Raw genomic sequence first — 19,073 nt, forward strand, 5'->3', positions numbered from 1 at the left:
GTGCGTCACTTCTGGTAGGGCCGCGTGGAGCTCCCTCGATAGGTGTCGTCGAGTGCGCCGCCCAGGTACTCCGGTGAGAACCAGTCGCCGACCCGGTCACGGGCGCGTTCGGCCATCCGGGCGGCCGTCACGGGGTTGTCCAGGAGGTGCCCGATGGCCAGGGCGAGTTGCCCGGCGTCCTCCGGCGGCACGAGGAGGCCTGTCTCCCCGGCGAGCACGAGGTCCTGGTTGGACGGCACGGCGGTGGCGACCAGCGGGATGCCCGCACTGATCGCCTCGACCAGCACGCACGGCAGGCCCTCCCAGCGGCTGGCCATCGCCATGAGGTCGAACGCGGGCAGCACGTCGGCGACGTCGTCGCGGTGGCCGAGCCAGCGCATCCGGTCCTCGACGCCGAGCTTGGCCGTCAGGTCGGCGAGCTTGCCGGCCATCGGCCCGCCGCCGACCCACAACCCGAACACGTCGTCGGGCAGATCGGCCAGCGCCCGGACGAAGATGTCCGGGCCCTTCTGGAACGTGAGCCGGCCGACCGAGCCGACGACCTTCACGCCGAGGGGCAGGTCGAGGCGGCGGCGTGCCTGCGCACGCGAGCCCGGCGCGGTCGTGTACGCGGAGGTGTCGACGGCCGGCCAGGACAGCCGTACCCGCTCCGGCGTCGTCAGGCCGAGGCGCAGCGCGGTGGTGATCGTCTCTGAGCCGATCGCCAGGAAGGCGTCGGTGTGCTTGGCCGCGACGCGTTCCAGCGCGATGTAGGCGCGGCGCCGGGCCCACGACTGGAACTCGTTGAAGGGAAAGCCGTGCCAGGTGTGCACGATCCGCGGCACCCCGGCGCGAGCCGCCGCGACCCGGCCGATGACGCCCCCCTTGGCGCTGTGCGTGTGCACCACGTCGTACCGGCCCTCGGCCAGAACGTGGGTGAGCGTGCGCAGTGCGGCCAGGTCGTCGCGCGGCGAGATCTGCGGGACGAGGGGCTTCACCTGGACGATCTCCATGCCGGCCGCGTGGGCCTGCGGGGTGAGGTCGCCGGCGGCCGCGTTGGCCACCGCCTCGTCCCCGTACAGCACCTTGTCCGTCGCTTCACCGGACCTGTTGGTCTTGCTGTCGATGCCGACGCCGCCGGTGATGACGGCGCGTTCGTAGTCTCCTGGCGGCAGGGCGAGGGCGCCGTTCAGCGCCACCTGACCGGCGCCGCCGTTGAACCTCGTGATCACGGTGGCCACTCTGAGCTTGCGGCTTGTACCCATCGAGCACCTCACAGGCCGGGCGGATCGGGGCTGCACCCCGCGTCGCAGAGCGGCGTGTCGCCGCCCGGCTCACGTTGGGGGCGCGGGCGTCGTACGGGGTGGTACTCGGGGAGCAGCCGCCGCAGTTGCAGGCGCACCTCGTCGTCGTCGCCGCTGCCCGCGGCGTCGCAGAGGGCGTCGAGCAGTTGCGGGAGCCCGGCGGGAGGGGGTGCGGGCCGGGTGGCCCAGATCTTGGGATGCGCGGTGCGGATGCGCCGCTCGGAGTCGGCGAACGTCTTCTCGGCCAGCTTCTCGCCCGGCCCGAGCCCGCTGAACCGGATGGTCACCTCGGGCAGCCGGAGTTGTTCGGCGTAGCGGTGCACGAGCTCGATCACCGGGACGGGACTGCCCATGTCGAGCACGAACGTCTCCGCCTCTTCGGCGAGCGCGGCGGCCGCCAGGAGCAGCCCGGCGGCCTCGTCCACGGTCATGAAGTGGCGCGCCACCTCCGGATGGGTGATGGTGACGGCCTTGCCCGAGGAGATGCGGTGCGCGAGCGTGCTCAGCAGCGCGCCCGGCTCGCCGATGATGTTGCCGATCCGGACGGCGGCGAAGCAGGTCGGGCCGCCGGTCGCGCTCTGCGTGAGCAGCTCGCCCAGCCGCATCGTGGCGCCGAAGACCGACGTCGGGTCGGCAGCCTTGTCGGACGACACGAACACCAGCCGCGCCACCTCGTGCCGGACGGAGGCGTCCACCACGTGCCGGGTGCCGAGCACGTTGGCGGTGATACCTCGGCACGGTTCCACCTCGAGCTTCGCCAGCTCGTTCTGCCCGGCGATATGGAACACCAACTCGGGATGGACAGCACGGAAGACGTCGTCGACGGCTTCGCGGTCGCTCACGTCGGTTTCGGCGAGGACGATCCGTTCCGTGTCGAGATGGCCGGTCATCTCGTGCCCCAGCCGGCGCAGCCGCGGGCCGTCCCGGTCGACGAGGCACAACGCGGCCGGATCGAGCTCCTTCACCTGATGGCAGAAGGCCGAGCCGACCGTCCCGCAGGCGCCGGTCACCAGGACCCGTCTGCCCGAGATGAGCCGGTGGCCGCGCAGCCCGGTCAGGACCACCTCGTCCCGGCCCATCAGCCGGGCCAGCGGGCTCGTCTCGGCGGGCGCAGCCGGGGTCAGCGACTCACCCCCGCGGCGGAGTCGCCACGGGGGGCGCGGGGGAGCGTCCCCCCTCGGGAGGTTCTGCGCGCCGCGCCGGAGGAATCTGGGCACGGTCAGCCTCGGGTCCGCAGGGCCTCGGTGATCGCGGTGATGACGCGGTCCTGGGCGGCGGCGGACAGACCGGGATAGAGAGGCAGCGAGAGCAGTTCGTCGGCGACCCGGTCGGTGACCGGGACCGCCGCGCACTCCTTGGGACCGAGGATCGACTGGTATGCGGTCATGTGACTCGCCGGGATGAAGTGCACCGACGTCCCCACGCCCGCCGTCTCCAGCTCGGCGATGACCGCGTCCCGGTCCGGTACGCGCACCTGATAGAGATGCCAGGCGTGCTGAACGCCGTCGAGGTCGCGTTGGGGAAGCGTCAGATTCGGCAGGCCTGCCAGGGCCGCGTCGTAGCGGGCGACGAGCTCGCCACGTTCGCGCTGCCATGCGGGCAGGGCGCCGAGCTGGGCCCGGCCGATGACGGCCTGGACATCGGTCATGTTGGCCTTAAGGCCGACGTTCTTCACGTCGTAGCGCCAGCTGCCGCCGGGCAGGTACCGGCGCCACGAGTCCTTGCTCATGCCGTGCAGCCGCATGGACCTGACCCGGTCGGCGAGCTCCTGGTCGCTCGTGGCGACCGCCCCGCCCTCGCCGATCGGCATGTTCTTGGTGGCGTAGAAGCTGAAACAGGCCGCGAACGAGTGGGCGCCGACGGGGACGCCGTCGCGGGCCGCGCCCGGCCCGTGCGCGGCGTCCTCGATCACCCGCGTGCGGTCCAGGCCCGCGGCCTCGGTCAGTGCCTCCACGTCCACCGGGTAGCCGCCCTGGTTCTGCGTGATCATCGCGGCCGGCGCGCGGCGGGCGGCTGCCGCAGCGACCGTCTCCGGGCTCGGAACGAGGGTGTCCTCGTCGATGTCGACCAGGACGGGCCGGTGCCCGGCGTGCAGGATCGCGTTGATCGCTCCGCAGAACGTCAGGCTCGGCGTGAGCACCGCCGATCCCGGCGGCAGGTTCATCGCGCGCAGGCACAACTCCAGTGCGGCGGTGCAGGAGGCCACGGCGACGACATGTGCCGCGCCCAGGTGGTCGGCGAAGTCCTGCTCGAACGCGCCTGTCTGCGGGCCGGTGGTGATCCAGCCGGAGCCGAGCACCTTCGCGACGGCGTCGGGGACCTCGCTCGCCACGGTCGGGATGGCGAACGGGATCGTGGCCTGCTCGGGTTTGTCGGCGGTTGCGCTCGTGCTCGCGGTTGCGCTTGCGCTCGCGGCTGCGGTGTCGGCGGCGGGGCTGTCGGTGGTCATGCGGCTACCTCTTCATCTTCCGTGCCGTGGCGGCGACCCCGAGCAGCGGCCAGCCGGACGCAGTGATCAGATCCCGGACCGAGTCCAGGCCCGTGACCAGGGTCACCGGCCCGACCACCGCGACCACGCCGACCCTGTCGTCGGATCCCGGGTCGATGTCTTCGAAGGCGTGCACATGGCAGGTGGCGCGCACCGGAATCTGCAGCGGCTGCGTCAGCTCGCTGGCGGAGACGGCCTCGCTGCCTGACGGCTTGGGCTTGAGCGCCGTGCTGCTGCCGGCGCGGACGACCGAGGTGCCGCTGGACGAGGACGGACCGTCACCCTTGTCGGTGCCCTTGTCCTTGCCTGCGTCCTTGACCTTGCCGTTCGCTGCGGCCTTTGAGCTGCCGTCGTCGGTGTCCGCGTCGTCGCCGGACTTCCCAGCGGGCTTCCCGGTGGGCTTTCCAGGTCTGTCCGGGTTGCCGGCCTTCGACTTCACGGTGCCGGGGCGGGCGCTCGTGACGACCTTGGTCTCGTCCCCGTACACCGCTGCGGCCACCTTGGAGACCAGCTCCGGCGGCAGCGGCTCCTTGCCGGTCCCGACCAGCGTCACCTGGGTGACCCCGGCGCGCTTGGAGGCGAGACGGATGCGGCGCCCGAGATCGACGAGCTCGGCGTCGGTGCGGTCGGCCCAGCCCAGCAGCGGCGCGTCCAGCCGCTTGGCCACCCGGCTCTGGCCGGGGATCGTGGGCCGGAACATCTCGGTCACCACCGCGATGAGGATGCCGAAGATCAGCCCGGCCAGCCCGCCGATGGCCGACATCATGACCACCGGGTTGGAGGGCGGGGCCAGCACGGCGGGCTGGACGACCGAGGCGGTGCCGGTGGTCGTGAGCTGGGTGCGCAGGTCGCTGCGGTTGGAGCGCAGGTCGGTCAGCTCGGTCTGGACGCGTTCACGCTCGTTGGCCGCGCTGATGTCGGGCCGCGGGACGGCGCCGGCCTGGCGCGACAGCGGTCCCAGCCGCTTCTCCAGCGTCCGGATGCGCTTGTCGAGCTCCTTGATCTGGCGGGTGATCGCGCCCTGGTTCGACTCGTTGATCTCGTCGACGACCGCGCTTGCGATGGCGTCGGTGAGCCCGCGCGCCACAGCGGCGTCGGCGTCCTTGATCGACATCTCGACCATCGTGGACGTGCCGAGGCCGGTGACCTCGATCTGCTTGGCGAGCTTCACCGGGTCGCGGTTCACGTTCTGCGCCTGCATGACCCGCAGCAGCAGGGTGTTGCTGGTGGCGAACGCCTTGACCTGGCTCACCACGATGCTCACGCCCGCGTCCCCGGGTGCCGCGTCGGTGGCCCGGCTGCTGGCCTGGATCCGGGACTTGGCGACGTGCGGAGGTTCCTGCCCGCTCATCACGTACCCCACGAGCAGCAGCGGGAGAACCGTCATGACCAGCAGGAGCGCCCAGTAGCTGCGGATGACGCGCGCGGCGACTTCGTCGATCTCCACGATCTTCCCTCCGAGCTGTACGTTGGCCCGAGCGTAGGAAGCGCATGCGGAGATCGAATCGCCCATCGAGACGATGGCCCGCTACGTCGTTTGCACCACAGCCCCCCGAGGCCCTGCACCACAGACCTCCAGAGGCCTGCACCACAGCCCTCCGAGGCTCTCGGCACGCGTCCTAGTCGCGGCGGCCTGGGCGCATACCGGCGCGCATCGCGAGAGTGATGGCTTCCAGGGCCGAGTGCATGTCGAGTTTGGCCAGCAGGTTCTGGGTGTGCGTGCGGACGGTGTTGGCCGACAGGCCGAGCCGGTCCGCGATCTCCGCGCGGTTGAGGCCGTCGACCATGCACTGGAGCACCTCGCGCTCGCGCGGCGTGAGTTCGGCGAGCTGCTGGGCGCCGCCGTTCGGCTCCGGATCGTCGCCGACGAGCCGCCGCAGCACGTCCCCCAGGACATCGGGCGGGATCCAGCCGCCCCGGCGGGCGGCGGTGCGGATCACCTGCGCCACCAGGTCCGCGCTCTCGGTCTTGGACAGCCAGCCGACCGCGCCGCGCCGGATCGCCTGCACGATCGCGTCCACGTCGCTCATCGCGGTGAGGACCACCACCCGGACGTCCGGATGGTGCTCGCGAACCCTGTCGAGCACGTCCAGGCCGTTCTCGGGCCCCAGCGTCAGATCGAGGACGATCACCTCCGGCCGTTCGGTCGCGGTCAGCGCGAGGGCACGCCGGATGTCGGCGGCGACCGGGAGGATCACCAGGTCGGGCTCGCGCCCGAGGCGCGCGGACAACGCCTCTGCGAACAGGGCGTGATCGTCCACGATGAGGACGCGGATGAGCTGCATGTCCATGACGATGACGCGTCCGCGGCCGAAATGGATCCCCCAAACGCTGTACGTCGTGGACAGGATCGAATCGGCCGTATCGGCCTGTCCGCAACACCCGGGCGGTTCGCGGGAACGCGCTCGCCCGACGGATCCGCGCGGACGCCCGGCAGTGCGTGCCGGTTGACGCGAGTCCGGAGCCGGTCACTTGGACGACGCGGCGTTGACCACCCGCCACTGCCTGTTGATCCTGTGCGTACAGATTCAGGGGAGCTCAACGTATTTCAGGGGAACACCGTGAAGGTCCTGATCACTGGGGGTGCCGGGTTCATCGGCAGCACGATCGCCTCGGCTTTCGCCGAGCGCGGCGTGACCCCCGTCGTGCTCGACAGCCTCATCACCGGCCGGCCGGAATTCACCGAGGGAAAGATCTTCTACCAGGGCGACATCGCGGATGGAGACCTGGTCGACCAGATCTTCCGCGACCACCCGGACATCACCGTCACCGTGCACTGCGCGGCGCTCATCGTCGTGCCCGACTCCATGACCGACCCGTTGCGGTACTACCGGGTCAACCTGGCCAAGACGCTGGAACTGGCCGGGCACCTGCACCGCAACTCCCGCGACCGGATGATCTTCGCGTCCACCGCCGGCATGTACCGGCCCGAGGCCGACCTGTCGGTGACCGAGGAGTCCAGCCTGGAACCGCAGAATCCCTACACGCGCTCGAAGATGATGGCCGAGCTGATGCTCGACGACTTCGCGACCGCGTACGGCCTGCGGGTCATCTCCCTGCGCTACCTCAATCCGATCGGCGCGGATCCGCAGCTGCGCACCGGCCTCCAGAACAGCAAGCCCACCCACGCGCTCGGCAAGATGATCGAGTCGTACCAGCTGGGCGTCCCGTTCAGGATCACCGGGGTGAACTGGGAGACCCGCGACGGCACCGCGATCCGCGACTACATCCACGTCTGGGACATCGCCCGCGCCTTCTACGAGGCAGCGGACCGCTTCGACACGATCGTGCCGCCGCTCCAGCCGGCCGACCGGCAGCGGGCCTACGAGGTCATCAACCTGGGCACCGGCGACGGCACCACGGTGCGGGAGCTGGTCACCGCGTTCCGGGACGTCGTCGGCGACGGCTTCCTGGCCGAGGAGGCCCCGGCGCGTCCCGGCGACGTGGTCGGCGCCTTCGTCAACCCGGCCAAGGCTCGTGACCTGCTCGGCTGGAAACCCGAGTACACCATCGAGGACGCCATCCGTCACTCGCTGCTCTGGGCCGAACGGCGCAGCGAACTCGACGTCGCCTAGGCAGCGAACTCGACTCGCCTAGGTAGCGAACTCGGCGTCGCCTAGGTCGATCTCGACAGCGCCTAGGTCGATCTCGACAGCGCGGCGCCTTGTGACCGGCAAGTCGTTCCCGGCAGTGGTCAGTCAGCTTCTCCCCACTGCCGGGGACGTCGGCCGCCGGGTCAGGGAGATGGGGAACGAGCTCACGCCGCGGAAGAAGGCGTTGCGGAAGATGCGCGGTCCCTCGGTGTCGGCCCATTCGGCGGTGTCGACGCGGGCGAGGTACTCCTCGAAGAAGATCTTGAGTTCGAGCCGTGCGAGCGAGGCGCCGAGGCAGAAGTGGGCACCGAGGCCGAAGGCGATGTGGTCACCCGGCGTGCGGGTCACGTCGAACGTCTCGGGCGCGTCGAAGACGGTCTCGTCTCGGTTCGCCGAGCCGTACATCAGGAGCACCTGCTCGCCCGCCGGGATGGGCACGCCGTGCAACTCGGTATCGTGCTTGGGCACGCGGCACATGTTGAGGATGGGCGTCGTCCAGCGGATGAACTCCTCCACCGCGTCCGGGATGAGCGACGGATCGTCGCGGAGCAGCCGCCATTGGTCCGGATGCCGGATGAGCGCGTCGATCGCGGTGGCGATGACCGTCCGGGTCGTTTCGGCGCCGCCGACCAGCAGCAACAGCGCCTCGTGGGCGAGGTGCTCGTCGTCGTAGGCGGGCTGGCCGGGTCCCACGTTCGACCAGATGGACAGCAGGTCGTCGGTCGGGCAGGCGCGGCGTTCCTTCGCCATCTCCAGGGCCGCGAGTGCGAACTCACCGGCCGCGATCGTCGCCGCGTCGGTGATGTAGCGGCGGCCTCCGCCCGCGAGCCCGGCCGTCTCCGACCACTGCACGATCTTGGGCCACGCGTCCTCGGGGAAGCCCAGCAGCCAGCCGATGACGCGGGCGGGCAGCGGTGCGGCCAGCCCGGCGACCGCGTCGACCGTGCCGGCCTCCAGCGCGGTGTCGACGCACTCGATCGCGGTGGCGCGGATCCTGTCCGCGTAGCGGGCCACCCCGCGCGGGGTGAAGCGGTCGTAGACGAGGCGGCGCCGCTGCATGTGCTCGGGATCGTCCTGGCCGATCATGGACGGGTCCGAGGGGAGCTGGGGCCGGTAGCCGCCGGCGCTGCTCCACAGCTTGGCGTCGCGTTCGATCGCGAAGACGTCGGCATGCCGGGAGATCCCGTACAGGCCGTTCTCCGCGTCGTGGTAGACGGGCGCCTCGGCGCGCAGCCGCGCGTACATCGACCATGGGTCGGTCGCGTACATCTCCCCGTCGAGCAGATCCACCTTGAGGTCTGTCATCAGCGTGCTCCTAGGGCTTCCAGGCTGAGGTCGGTCGCTCCTCGGGAGTGCCGTCGAGGGCGCCGGCGCCGAACATGGGCTCGAACATGGCGCGGAAGTCGGGGCCGCGGCGCAGATGGTGGCCGCCGTCGACGTTGATGACCTGGCCGGTCACCCAGGACGACTCGGGGCCGGCGAGGAAGCGCGCGGCCTCCGCGATGTCCTCCGGCTCGCCGACGCGGCCGAGCGGCATGCAAGCGAGGTAGTCATCGAGGATGGGGCCCGGCTCGGCGATCCCGGCGACGAGCTCGGTCCGGACGAGACCGGGCCGGATGCCGTTGACGCGTACGCCTGCGGTGCCGAGCTCATCGGCGGCGAGCGCGACGAGATGGTCGACGGCGGCCTTGGAGACGCCGTACGCGCCGAACCAGCGGTGGGTGTTGGAGCTCGCGATCGACGAGATGGCGACGAAGGCGCCGCCGCCCGAGCGCGCCATCTCGTTCGCGGCGTGCTTGAGGGTGAGCATGGTGCCGGTCGCGTTGAGTTCGAGGGTCGCGCGCCAGGCGTCGGTGTCGAGTGCGCCGACGGGGCCGATCGAGGTGGATCCGCCCGCGCTGTGGACGACCGCGCGGAGGGGTGCGGGCTCGGCGGCGAACGCGACGGCGGCCGCGATCTGCTCCTCGTCGGTGACGTCCGCGACGATGTGCCGGACCTTGATGTCCTTGGCGCCGATGTCTCTGCCGCTGATGTCCCTGTTGCCGATGTCCTGGGCGATCTCTTTGGCGGCCCGGGCGAGGCGTTCCTCCGTACGGCCGCAGATGGTCACGATCGCGCCGTCGGCCGCGAGGCGGCGCGCGCAGGCCAGGCCGATGCCGCTGCCGCCGCCGGTGACGAGCGCGGCGGTTCCGGCGAGGGATGTGGTCATGGAGGGCTCCTCTGTCAGTGGTCCACCGCGGTGGTACCGCCGTCGACGGTGAGGTGTGTCCCGGTGATGAACGAGGCGTCGTCGCTCATGAGGAAGCGCACGGCCTTGGCGACTTCGGACGGTTCGCCGAGACGGCCGAGCACCGCCTTGGTGGAGAAGCTCGCGATGAGGTCGCCGGGCGTGGTGCCGCGCAACATCGGGGTGTCGATGTAACCCGGGCAGACCGCGTTCACCCGGACGCCGTCGCCGCCCAGCAGGTGGGCGAGGGAGCGTGTGAGGCCCAGCAGCCCGGCCTTGGACGAGCAGTAGGCCGGGATGAACGCCTGGCCGAGGAACGCCTCGATGGAGGCGATGCCGACGATGGCGGAGCCGGGGTTGGCCTTGAGGTCGTCGAGGAGTTCCTGGGCGAGGAGCGCGTGGGCACGCAGGTTGACGTCGAGGACGGAGTCCCAGCGTTCCTCGGTCAGGTCGCCGACCGGATGCGGGCCGGGCGTGCCGGCGGCGTGCACGAGGCCGCCGATGGTGCCGAGGGCGGCGCGGGTCGCGGCGACGGCCGTGGGGAGGGCGGCGGTGTCGGTGACGTCGATGGTGACGGGGTGGGCGGCGACACCGTACGTCCCGGCGATCTCCTTGGCGAGCGGGGTGGGGTCGGCGAGGTCCCAGAGCGCGACGGGGCGACCGGCTTCGGCCAGGGCGCGGGCGCTGGCGGCCCCGATGCCGGAGGCGCCGCCGGTGACGATGACACCGGTGGTGGGGGAAGGGGTGAGGGAGGGCGTGGGGGAGGGCGTGGCATAGGGCTGCTGCTGCACGGGCGGCTCCCTGGGGTGAGACCTCGGTCTAGGCTAATGTCTCAACCAAGCAAGCGGTAGGCCGGACTTTCAGTCATCCTGACGTCACCGGCGGCAGGCGACAAGGGGCTGCGCCATCGGCCAGATGTGGTCGCGGGCGGGCCAGGGAATCCGGCATCGGTTTTCCTTTTCCGCTTGTTTCATGAGCTGTGTGCGACCGAGACGAAACAAATGTGCGAGAAGATAGGGGTGGCCACATATAGGAGGCGACTTGACCGGCGATGTGCGGATCACCGTTACGCGGACGCTGAGCAAGGATCAGCAGGCCCGGCGGGAACGGCTGCTCCAGTCCGCCCGCGAACTCGCGCACGAGGGCGGCTACCCGGCCGTCACCATGCACGACGTGGCCGACCGCGCAGGCGTCGCCAGGGCGACGGTGTACCGCTACTTCGCCACCAAGGACCACCTGCTCACCGAGGTCGCCGCCACCTGGGCGCACCGGGTCACCGACGACATCGACGCGCTGGCCATCGGGGACACCCCGGCCGAGCGGCTCACCGCACTGCTGGAGCGCATCGTCGAGGTCGCGGCCTCCGAGCTCACCCTCACGTCGGCCATCATCCAGGCGGTGACCTCGGACGACTCCAGCGTGGACGATGCCCGCACGGTGCTGTTCCTGTTCGTCCGCGACCGGCTGTCGGTGGCGATCGGCGACCCGGTGCCCGACCTCGACGACGTGGAGATCGTGCTCGGCCACATCCTGCTCGCCGCCCTGGTCAGCCTCACCGCGCTGCGGCGTCCGACCGAGGAGGTCACCCGCATGGTCCGCATGTCGGGACGGCTCGTGCTCGCGGGCGCCCTGGCAGTCGGACCCGCGCCCGCCGGAACCTGAGCCGATCGCCTGGGGCAACGTCTGGGCCGATTGCCTGCGCCGACCGCCTGAGCCGATTGGTCCACGACAGGCGGGCCGGTTTGGCTCTCCTCAAGATCCAGTGAGACTCGTAATGTCCGTGACATGACGAATCCGCTGCTCTTTCTGCTCGCGGCGACGACGCTGGTCGTCATCCCCGGGCCGAACCACCTTTACATCACCACGCGCAGCATCGCGGAGGGCCGGCGCGCGGGGATCGCGTCCGCCCTCGGCGTGGAGACCGGCACGCTCGTGCACATGGTGGCCGCGGCGGCGGGGCTGTCGGCGGTGATCGCGGCCTCTTCGACCGCGTTCGGAATCGTCCGGTACGCGGGCGCCGCGTACCTGGTCTACATGGCGATCCGCACGTTCCGCAGCCGGGGCGACCATGACGCGCCCGACCTCAAGCCACAGCCGCTCGGCCGGGTCTACCTGGACGGCGCGCTGGTCAACGTCCTCAACCCGAAGGTCATCCTCTTCTTCCTCGCGTTCCTGCCGCAGTTCGTGGACCAGAACGCGGGTGCGGTGCCCCTGCAGATCCTGGTGATGGGACTGATCACCGGCCTGATCGGGCTGGTCAGCGACATCCTGTACGCGCTCGCGGCTGACTCGATCGCCGGCTGGCTGCGGGCGAGGCCGGCGTTCCAGCGTCGGCAGCGCTTCGCCACCGGGTTCATCTATCTCGGGCTGGGCGCGGCGGCGGTCTTCGCGGGCCCGGGGCACCGGCGCGTCTGACCGGGTCTTGTCACCCGGATGACAATTCAGTGAGTTCTTTGCTTCACATGCGGTGAAGTGCTGCGGATCACGCCGAGGTAACTTCCGAAAGGCCCCCGCGTTCCTGTGCAGGGGGCAGGAGGTGCGGACGGTGACCATGGCGATTGAGGAACACTCGCCCCTGAAACCCTGGGCTGGGGTGCCGGGCGAGCTTTCCGACATCTTCCGGCCCCATCTCGCCGAGCTGGCCGACGAGATGATCGAGGAGATCCTCGCCGGGATCCCGGAGTACGACCGGCCCCAGGACGAGGAGTACGCCCGTCTGGTGCGGCTCGCGGTGGAGGGCGCCCTGCGGCAGTTCGTGGATCTGATCGTTGACCCGGACGCGTCCTGGGAGCCCGTGGCCGCGGTCTACCGGGAGATCGGCTGGGCGGAGGCCCGGGAGGGGCGCAACCTCGACGTCCTGCAGGGCACGTTGCGGCTGGGCGCCCGGGTGGCGTGGCGGCGGCTGGCCGCCGAGTCCGAGCAGATGAACGTCCCGCGCCGCCACCTGGCCAGCATCGCCGAGGCCATCTTCGCGTTCCTCGACGAGATCGCGCGTGCCGCGACCGAGGGGTACACCAAGGCGCGCGAGCAGGAGGCCGGCGAGCTCGAACACCGCCGCCGGCGCCTGCTGGATCTGCTGCTGGCCGAGCCGCCCGCGTCACCGCAGGCGATCGCGGATCTTGCGCGCCTCGCACAATGGCGCGTTCCACGGACGGTCGCCGTGGTCGTGCTGTACGAACGGAGCCAGCACCCGTTCTCCCACCCGTCGTTGCCGCCCGACGTGCTCGCCGACGTCAACCGGCGCGAGCCGTGCCTGATCGTTCCGGATCCGGAAGGACCGGGGCGCGGGCGCCTGCTCGACTCGTCGCTGCGCAACTGGGTCGCCGCGATGGGGCCCGCGGTCCGTACCGAGGACGCGTCCAAGTCGCTCCGCTGGGCGCGCGAGGCGCTGCCCCTCGCCCGGCGCGGCATCCTGCCGTCGGACCAGCTGATCCGCTGCTCGGAGCACATGCCGACGCTCGTCGTGTTCAAGGACGAGGAGCTCGTCCGCGCCGTCGCCGACCTGCGCCTCGCGCCGCTTCGCTCCGTCCGCCCGCGCCACCGCGGAAGGCTCGCCCGCACCCTGCTGGCATGCCTGCAGAGCGGGTTCAACGCCACGGAGGTGGCGACCCGGCTGCACGTCCACCCCCAGACGGTCCGCTACCGGCTGCACCAGCTGGAGGAGCTCTTCGGCGAGGGCCTCTACGAGCCGGAGAGCCGCCTGGAGATGGAGATGGTGCTCACCGTGTGGCTCACCCCACCCGTGGACCGCCCTGCGGACGCGTCCGAGCTGGACGGCCCGCGCCGGACGGCCTAGTCGGCCAGGCGGAGGAGCCGCTTGGTCACCGGCGGCTCGGTCAGCTCCGCGCCCAGCACCAGCGGCACGCGCGACGCGCCCGCCGTCACCGTGCCCAGCTGCGTGCCCTGTGCGGCCTTGTGCGGCGCGTTCGCCTCGATCTTCACCGGCACGGTGAGCCCGGGCCAGCCGATCACGGTCAGCGGGGCCTTGGTGGTCACCGGGGTGGTGCCGCCCATGCCGTCGTCGACCTCCGCGACCTGCTGGCCCGCCGGGGCCAGCGTGACCGAGACGAGCGCGCCTTCGGCGCCGGCGACGAGGTTCTTGGCCGCGTCGATGGCGCCCACCGCGCTCGCCGAGCGCTGGCCCATCACCGCGCCGACGATGAGCGTGTTGACGTCGCCGACCCGCTTGCGCGCGGCGAAGACGTAGTTGCCGCCCGCCGCGTCGGTGAAGCCGGTCTTGCCGCCGACGACGCCGAGCTGGCCGAGCAACATGTTGCCGCCGATTCGCACTGGGCCGCCGGTGTCGGGCACATACCTCCGCTTGGCGACGATCTCGGCGAACGCCGGGATGCGCATCGCCGCGCGGAGCAGCTTGACCTGGTCCGCCGCCGTGCTGACCGTGCCGGAGTGGTAGCCGCTGGGGTCGGTGTAACGGGTGTTGTTCATGCCCAGCTGCTTGGCCGCCGCGTTCATCTTCGCGACGAACGCGGCCGGGTTGCCCGCGTCCCACCGGGCCAGCTCGTGCGCCACGTCGTTCGCCGAAATGATCATCAGTGCTTCAAGGGCCTTGCGCTGGGTGAGCCGCTGACCCGCCGTGACCTCCAGTAGCGACTCACCGCGCCGCTTCTGCCCGACGAGCCGCATCGCGGCCTCCCGGGAGACGGTGTACGTGGGACCGGGCTGCCCGCTGGCGAGCGGGTGGCTCTTGAGGAAGACATACGCGGTCATCACCTTGGCCACGCTGGCCGTAGGCGTGGGAACCCCGCCGCCTGCCGCGCCCATGGTCCCGATCCCTTCGACGTACAACGCCGACTGCCCCTGGCCGGGCCAGGCGAGCAGGGGCTTGGCACCGTCGAAGGTGTGACTGGTCTTGGACAACGTCAATGAGAGCGTGGGCTCGGGCAGTGGGCGCAGCAACTGGCCCCCCACCAGCCCACCGGCCAGAAGCACCAGTACCAGCACCGCAGCGATCAGCCGACCGCGCCGCTTCTTCTTCTTGGGCGGCGCCTCGACTTCTGGCCCTGCCTGCTGCGGCGCCTGGGCTCCCCACGGAACCGCCCACTGGCCCGAGTCCGTGGATGCGGGCGGCGCCGGCGTGGACGAGAGCGGAGTCTCGACAGTCGGATCCGTACTGCGCATCGGCAGATCCGTCTGAGTGGTGGAAGCCGGGTCGTCCGCAGCCCTCCACCCTTCCTGGAAGGACGGATCGGGGTGAACGGACGGCGCGGGGGGAGCCCCCCACCCCTGATCCTGCCCAGGGTCCGTCCGAGGCGGCGCGACCGCGGCCCTCCACTCTGTGACCTGCCTGAGCGTCGGAGGCGCCTGATCGTCGGTAGTCCGATCCGGATCAACCGCCCCCTCCTGCCGCCACTCCGCCCCCGGCGCAGCCGGAGCAGGCGCCCCTGGCGTGGACTCAGGCGGTGCAGAGCGCCTCGACGCCGGGCCCGACGGTGCGGGAGCCGACGGTCCGGGCGGGGGTGAGGCAGGCGCCGCGTGCTTGGGCGCCGGTGGTGTGGGGCCATCCGCCGTAGGCGTGGGTGGGGCCGACGCCGCGTGTTTGGGGGCTGGTGGCGCGGGTCGCGTGGACTCGGGCGCCGCCGGTGTGGGTGCGGGCGGTGTGGGCGCCGGTGGCGTGGGGGGTTCCGGTGTGGGGGCCGATGGTGCTGGCGTCGGAGGTGTGGAGGCCTCCGGTGAAGGCGTGGGTGGGGCAGACGCCGCGGGTTTGGGGGCTGGCGGTGTGGGTGGCGCAGACTCAGGCGCGGCCGACGCGGGGGCCGGTGGAGAGGCAGGTGCCGCGTGCTTGGGCGCCGGTGGTGTGGGGTCCTCCGGTGTGGGTGGGGTCGGTGCCGCGTGTTTGGGGGCTGGCGGTGCGGGTGCCGTGGACTCAGGCGCCGCCGGTGTAGGTGTCGGCGGTGTGGGCGCAGAATGCGTGGATTCCGCCGCTGTGGAGGTCGGCGGTTCGGGCGCCGCCGATGTGGGCGCTGGCGGTTCGGGCGCCTCCGATGCCGGGGCCGGTGGTACAGGAGTCTCTTGTGTGGGCGCTGGTGGTGTGGAGGGCGGCGGTGACGCAGGGCCTACGTGCTTGGGAGTTGGCGGTGCGGGTGCTTCGGCGTTGGGCGCAGGCGGTAGTGAGCCGGGCGCCGCGTGCGTAGGCGTTGGGGGTGCAGGTGGCGCAGATTCGGGCGCCGCTGATGTGGGTGCGGGCGGCTCCGATGCCGGGGCCGGTGGTGCTGGCGTTGCTTCGGTGGGCGCCGGTGGTGTGGTGGCCTCTGATGTCGGTGAGGCAGGCGTTGTTTGTTTGGGAGTTGGCAGTGCGGGTGTCGGAGACTCCGGTGCTGCAGCTGCGGGTGCCGATGGTTCGGAGGTCGGCGGTTGTGGCGCTTTGGGGGCTGTGGGGGTGGGCGGCGGCGGGACGGGGTCGGTTGCCGTACGGTCCGGGTCGATCGTCTCCGGTTCCGATGGTGGCTCTGCTGCGGGCTTGGTCGGGCTGGGGTCGTCCAGGAACTCCGTCAGCGCAGCCGTGACGCCGGGGTCTTCAATGGTCCACGAACCGCGATCAGGGTCCGCGTCGGGCGCGGGAGATGGTGCGGAGGGCGTGGGCTCTTCGGAGGGGGCCTCTGCGGACTCGGCTTCCGTTGCGGCTGGGGGCTCGGGCTCCTCTGCGGGCTCGTCCTCTTCCGCGGCGGCGTTCGGCTCGTCCTCGGGTGTGGTGGGGACGCCCAGGAGGGCTGAGATCTCCTCGCCGTCCGGGGTCACCTCGTCCGGGTCCGCGGGGGTTTCTTCCTCCGCGGCGGGCTTGGGGAGGGGGAACTCGGCAGTGTCCGCACGGCTGGCGTCGTCGCCCGCCGGGTCCGTGCCGGTCTCCGTGGAGTCTGCGGGCTTGCCCGCCGACTCCGGCCCGTGCCGGGTTTCCTTCACCGCGCGACCTCCTCGACGACTGTTCCGGGACAGGCAGACGGAGCGGTCTCGCCGGCGACCCCCCGTGCACCATTGAGGATGCGCAGCTTAGCCCGAAAGTTCACCTTGTTACGCATTGGTGATCAAAGTCGGAGCTGGTCAGGGACGGCGCGGCGAGTGCGTGTCGATGGTGGCGAAACCCTGTACGGCGTGGCCGAACGCGGCGGGCTGGCTCCCGGAAAGGGCCGTTGAGCTGGACCGCTGTGAAGACCACAGAGCGACGGGCGCGGCGGAGACCAGGGCTCGGTGCGTACCGGGGCGCGATCATGGCCGTCGCCGCGGAGTCGAAGATCGCCAGGCAGGCGATGTGGACCGTGGTCATCTGTGCGAGGAGCCTTCCAGAGTGTGCCAACCGTCCGGGCCGGGCAGCCGTTCGGCCGAGGCGGGGCCGTCGGTGCCGGGCTTGTACGGCTCGGGCGGATCTCGCGGGTCGAGGATGTCCTGGATGATCCGCCAGGACTCGTCCACAAGATCGAAGCGGGCGAACAGCTCCGGATCGCCGGACACAGCGGCGCTGAGGATGTGCTCGTACGGCATCTCACCGGGCCCGAGTACGTCGGAGAAGTCGACGGCGACCGGGACCGGCACGGGCCGGTCCTCGTTGCCCGGTTGCTCGACCAGGAGGTCGAACGTCATCCCCGCCTTGGGTTCGAGGCGGAAGCGGATGAGGTTGGGCGGCGCGGTGCCCTCGGACGTCTGGAAGAGCGTGACCGGCGGCTTGCGCAGCTCGACGATGACCTCGGTGGCGGAGATCGACATGCACTTGCCGGAACGGATGTGGAACGGGACGCCCTCCCAGCGCCAGTTGTCGACGTACATACGCAGCGCGATGAACGTCTCGGTCGTGGAGCCCGGTTTGACGCCTTCGACGTCCTGATAGCCCACGTACTGCCCGCGTACGACGTCGGAAGGGGAGATGGTGCGGGCGGCGCTCAGGGCGCGCCACTTCTCGTTCAGCCAGCAGCCGGCGTCGGGCTTGGCCGGCGGATCCATGATCAGGTACGCGCACACCTGCAGGAGGTGGTTCTGGACGACGTCGCGCAGCGCCCCGACCGAGTCGTAGAACGAGCCGCGGTCGGCGACGTCGAAGTCCTCTGCGAGCGTGATCTGCACGTTGTCCACGTACGACCGGTTCCAGAGCGGTTCGAGCAGCGTGTTGGCGAACCTCGCGATCATCAGCCCGTCGACCGGTTCGCTGCCCAGGAAGTGGTCGACCCGGAACAGGTGGTCCTGGTCGAAGTACTTCTGCAGCTCGGCGTTGAGCGCGCGCGCCGATGCCAGGTCGTGGCCGAACGGCTTCTCCACCACGAGCCGGGCGTTCTCGTTCAGCCCCACCCCGGCGATCCGTTCCGCCACGGTCTCGAACAACGTCGGCGGGATCGCCAGGTAGTGCGTCAGGAACCCGTAACCCTCGGCGGCGTCGCGGAGCCGGGAGAACGTCTCGCCGTCCCGGTAGTCGCCGGTCACCATGCGCAGGCGCCCGGCAAGCCGCCCGAACACCTCGTCATCGATCTCGTGGACGGCGGCGATCGCCTCGCGCGCGTGCGAGCGGAGGGCCTCGTCGTCCCAGTCGGACCTGGCCACCCCGATGATCGGGATGTCGAGCTCGCCGCGCGCGGTCAGCCGGTAGAGCGCGGGCAGCAACATCTTCTTGGCGAGGTCGCCCGTGATGCCGAAGAGGACGAGCGTGTCGGCTTTCTCGGCGTTGGCCTCCATGTCCCCGGTCGTTCCCGGCATTCCGCTGCCGACCCGTCGGAGGGACCGAGACTTTGCCGAGTCGTGGCGTGAACCCGGATCGGGGGTTGTGGCGATACATCCCCGTACGAGATCCCCAAGTGACGGGAAGGCCGGTCTTCATGTCATGGTGTCCGCGATGACCGCTCCCCCCACCGGTGCGCGCGCCGGTGTCCCCGCAGCCACGCCGGCCGACGAAGCCGGTGCAGTCGGCCCAGTCGGTGCCGCTGATGCCCCTGACGCCGATCTGATCGAACGGTCGCGCACGGATCCGGAGGCGTTCGCCGCGCTGTTCGACCGCTACAGCGGCATGCTCTACAGATACGTCTCGCGGCGGCTGGGGCCCGAAGTGGCCGAGGACCTGGTCGGTGAGACCTTCCTCGTCGCGTTCAGCCGCCGTGGCCGGTACGACCTGAGCCACAGGGACGCGCGGCCATGGCTGTTCGGGATCATCACCAAGCTCGTCTCCCGGCATCACCGCAGCGAGGCGGCGCGCTACCGGGCGCTGCGGCGCAGCCCCGTGGACGGCCATGTCGAGGGGCCTGCGGACCGGGTCGCCGCCGGTGTGACGGCGACGGCGTCGCGGCCGTTGCTGGCCGAGGCGCTGGCCGGGCTGCCGCGCCGTGACCGGGACGTGTTGCTGCTGGTGGCGTGGGGTGATCTGGCGTACGGGGAGGTCGCGCAGGCACTCGGCATCCCCGTCGGCACGGTCCGTTCGCGCCTCAGCCGCGCCCGCCGCAAGGTCCGGGCCGTCCTGGGCGACACCAACCCGATGAACGAGGAGGAGTGAC

At 71.1% G+C, this 19,073-nt stretch carries 15 protein-coding genes; 5 read left to right on the forward strand and 10 right to left on the reverse strand.

Features of this window, described 5'->3' with window-relative positions:
• Positions 1-5: 5 nt before the first annotated feature.
• The 5 genes from ACH34W_RS16475 to ACH34W_RS16495 form a co-directional block, all read right to left on the reverse strand.
• Positions 6-1,211, reverse strand: a complete 1,206-nt coding sequence (locus ACH34W_RS16475) for a glycosyltransferase (RefSeq protein ID WP_395961754.1) — start codon at positions 1,209-1,211, stop codon at positions 6-8.
• A 41-nt stretch (positions 1,212-1,252) separates the two neighbouring features.
• On the reverse strand, positions 1,253-2,500 hold the full coding sequence (locus ACH34W_RS16480) for an SDR family NAD(P)-dependent oxidoreductase (protein ID WP_395961755.1): 1,248 nt from the start codon (positions 2,498-2,500) through the stop codon (positions 1,253-1,255).
• A gap of 2 nt (positions 2,501-2,502) precedes the next feature.
• Complete coding sequence (locus ACH34W_RS16485) at positions 2,503-3,732, reverse strand: DegT/DnrJ/EryC1/StrS family aminotransferase (RefSeq protein WP_395961756.1); 1,230 nt, start codon at positions 3,730-3,732, stop codon at positions 2,503-2,505.
• Between the two features lie 4 nt (positions 3,733-3,736).
• A complete protein-coding gene (locus tag ACH34W_RS16490) occupies positions 3,737-5,218 on the reverse strand; it encodes a hypothetical protein (RefSeq protein WP_395961757.1) in 1,482 nt (493 codons plus the stop codon).
• A 172-nt stretch (positions 5,219-5,390) separates the two neighbouring features.
• Positions 5,391-6,056, reverse strand: a complete 666-nt coding sequence (locus ACH34W_RS16495) for a response regulator (protein WP_395961758.1) — start codon at positions 6,054-6,056, stop codon at positions 5,391-5,393.
• A gap of 276 nt (positions 6,057-6,332) precedes the next feature.
• Between ACH34W_RS16495 and galE the strand changes: the two genes are divergently transcribed.
• Complete coding sequence (galE, locus tag ACH34W_RS16500) at positions 6,333-7,346, forward strand: UDP-glucose 4-epimerase GalE (RefSeq protein WP_395961759.1); 1,014 nt, start codon at positions 6,333-6,335, stop codon at positions 7,344-7,346.
• A 123-nt stretch (positions 7,347-7,469) separates the two neighbouring features.
• Here galE and ACH34W_RS16505 read toward each other — a convergent pair whose 3' ends face one another.
• Genes ACH34W_RS16505 through ACH34W_RS16515 form a run of 3 tightly spaced genes read right to left on the reverse strand, consistent with a single transcriptional unit; the run spans position 7,470 to position 10,382 of the window.
• Positions 7,470-8,669, reverse strand: a complete 1,200-nt coding sequence (locus tag ACH34W_RS16505; protein ID WP_395961760.1) for a cytochrome P450 — start codon at positions 8,667-8,669, stop codon at positions 7,470-7,472.
• 10 nt (positions 8,670-8,679) lie between these two features.
• Entirely contained in the window at positions 8,680-9,573 is an 894-nt protein-coding gene (locus tag ACH34W_RS16510) for an SDR family oxidoreductase (RefSeq protein ID WP_395961761.1), read from the reverse strand.
• 14 nt (positions 9,574-9,587) lie between these two features.
• The gene (locus tag ACH34W_RS16515) at positions 9,588-10,382 is read right to left on the reverse strand and encodes an SDR family NAD(P)-dependent oxidoreductase (protein WP_395961762.1); all 795 of its coding nucleotides are present in this window, start codon (positions 10,380-10,382) and stop codon (positions 9,588-9,590) included.
• A 250-nt stretch (positions 10,383-10,632) separates the two neighbouring features.
• Here ACH34W_RS16515 and ACH34W_RS16520 point away from each other — a divergent pair, with 250 nt between their 5' ends.
• The 3 genes from ACH34W_RS16520 (at position 10,633) to ACH34W_RS16530 (ending at position 13,387) form a co-directional block, all read left to right on the forward strand.
• A complete protein-coding gene (locus tag ACH34W_RS16520; RefSeq protein WP_395961763.1) occupies positions 10,633-11,253 on the forward strand; it encodes a TetR/AcrR family transcriptional regulator in 621 nt (206 codons plus the stop codon).
• 123 nt (positions 11,254-11,376) lie between these two features.
• Complete coding sequence (locus ACH34W_RS16525) at positions 11,377-12,006, forward strand: LysE family translocator (RefSeq protein ID WP_395961764.1); 630 nt, start codon at positions 11,377-11,379, stop codon at positions 12,004-12,006.
• Positions 12,007-12,142: 136 nt separating this feature from the next.
• The gene (locus ACH34W_RS16530; RefSeq protein ID WP_395962227.1) at positions 12,143-13,387 is read left to right on the forward strand and encodes a PucR family transcriptional regulator; all 1,245 of its coding nucleotides are present in this window, start codon (positions 12,143-12,145) and stop codon (positions 13,385-13,387) included.
• On the opposite strand, the gene ACH34W_RS16535 is transcribed toward ACH34W_RS16530, so the two are convergent.
• Positions 13,384-14,730 (reverse strand): D-alanyl-D-alanine carboxypeptidase family protein, encoded by a 1,347-nt coding sequence (locus ACH34W_RS16535; protein ID WP_395961765.1) that lies wholly within the window; start codon positions 14,728-14,730, stop codon positions 13,384-13,386. The genes ACH34W_RS16530 and ACH34W_RS16535 overlap by 4 nt on opposite strands.
• A gap of 2,136 nt (positions 14,731-16,866) precedes the next feature.
• Positions 16,867-18,285: a glucose-6-phosphate dehydrogenase gene (zwf, locus tag ACH34W_RS16540; RefSeq protein WP_395961766.1), complete on the reverse strand. Its 1,419-nt coding sequence runs from the start codon at positions 18,283-18,285 to the stop codon at positions 16,867-16,869.
• Between the two features lie 136 nt (positions 18,286-18,421).
• Here zwf and ACH34W_RS16545 point away from each other — a divergent pair, with 136 nt between their 5' ends.
• Positions 18,422-19,072, forward strand: a complete 651-nt coding sequence (locus ACH34W_RS16545; RefSeq protein WP_395961767.1) for an RNA polymerase sigma factor — start codon at positions 18,422-18,424, stop codon at positions 19,070-19,072.
• Position 19,073: the final 1 nt, after the last annotated feature.

The sequence above is a fragment of the Actinomadura sp. 6N118 genome (genome assembly GCF_044326415.1).
Lineage (GTDB): Bacteria > Actinomycetota > Actinomycetes > Streptosporangiales > Streptosporangiaceae > Spirillospora.

Bases quoted from the DNA above. Each gene is read 5' to 3' on its own strand.
- ACH34W_RS16485 (WP_395961756.1), bottom strand. From the start codon at position 3,732: ATGACCACCGACAGCCCCGCCGCCGACACCGCAGCCGCGAGCGCAAGC.
- ACH34W_RS16510 (WP_395961761.1), bottom strand. From the start codon at position 9,573: ATGACCACATCCCTCGCCGGAACCGCCGCGCTCGTCACCGGCGGCGGC.
- zwf (WP_395961766.1), bottom strand. From the start codon at position 18,285: ATGCCGGGAACGACCGGGGACATGGAGGCCAACGCCGAGAAAGCCGAC.
- ACH34W_RS16545 (WP_395961767.1), top strand. From the start codon at position 18,422: ATGACCGCTCCCCCCACCGGTGCGCGCGCCGGTGTCCCCGCAGCCACG.
- ACH34W_RS16495 (WP_395961758.1), bottom strand. From the start codon at position 6,056: ATGCAGCTCATCCGCGTCCTCATCGTGGACGATCACGCCCTGTTCGCA.
- ACH34W_RS16535 (WP_395961765.1), bottom strand. From the start codon at position 14,730: ATGCGCAGTACGGATCCGACTGTCGAGACTCCGCTCTCGTCCACGCCG.
- ACH34W_RS16530 (WP_395962227.1), top strand. From the start codon at position 12,143: ATGGCGATTGAGGAACACTCGCCCCTGAAACCCTGGGCTGGGGTGCCG.
- ACH34W_RS16525 (WP_395961764.1), top strand. From the start codon at position 11,377: ATGACGAATCCGCTGCTCTTTCTGCTCGCGGCGACGACGCTGGTCGTC.
- ACH34W_RS16505 (WP_395961760.1), bottom strand. From the start codon at position 8,669: ATGACAGACCTCAAGGTGGATCTGCTCGACGGGGAGATGTACGCGACC.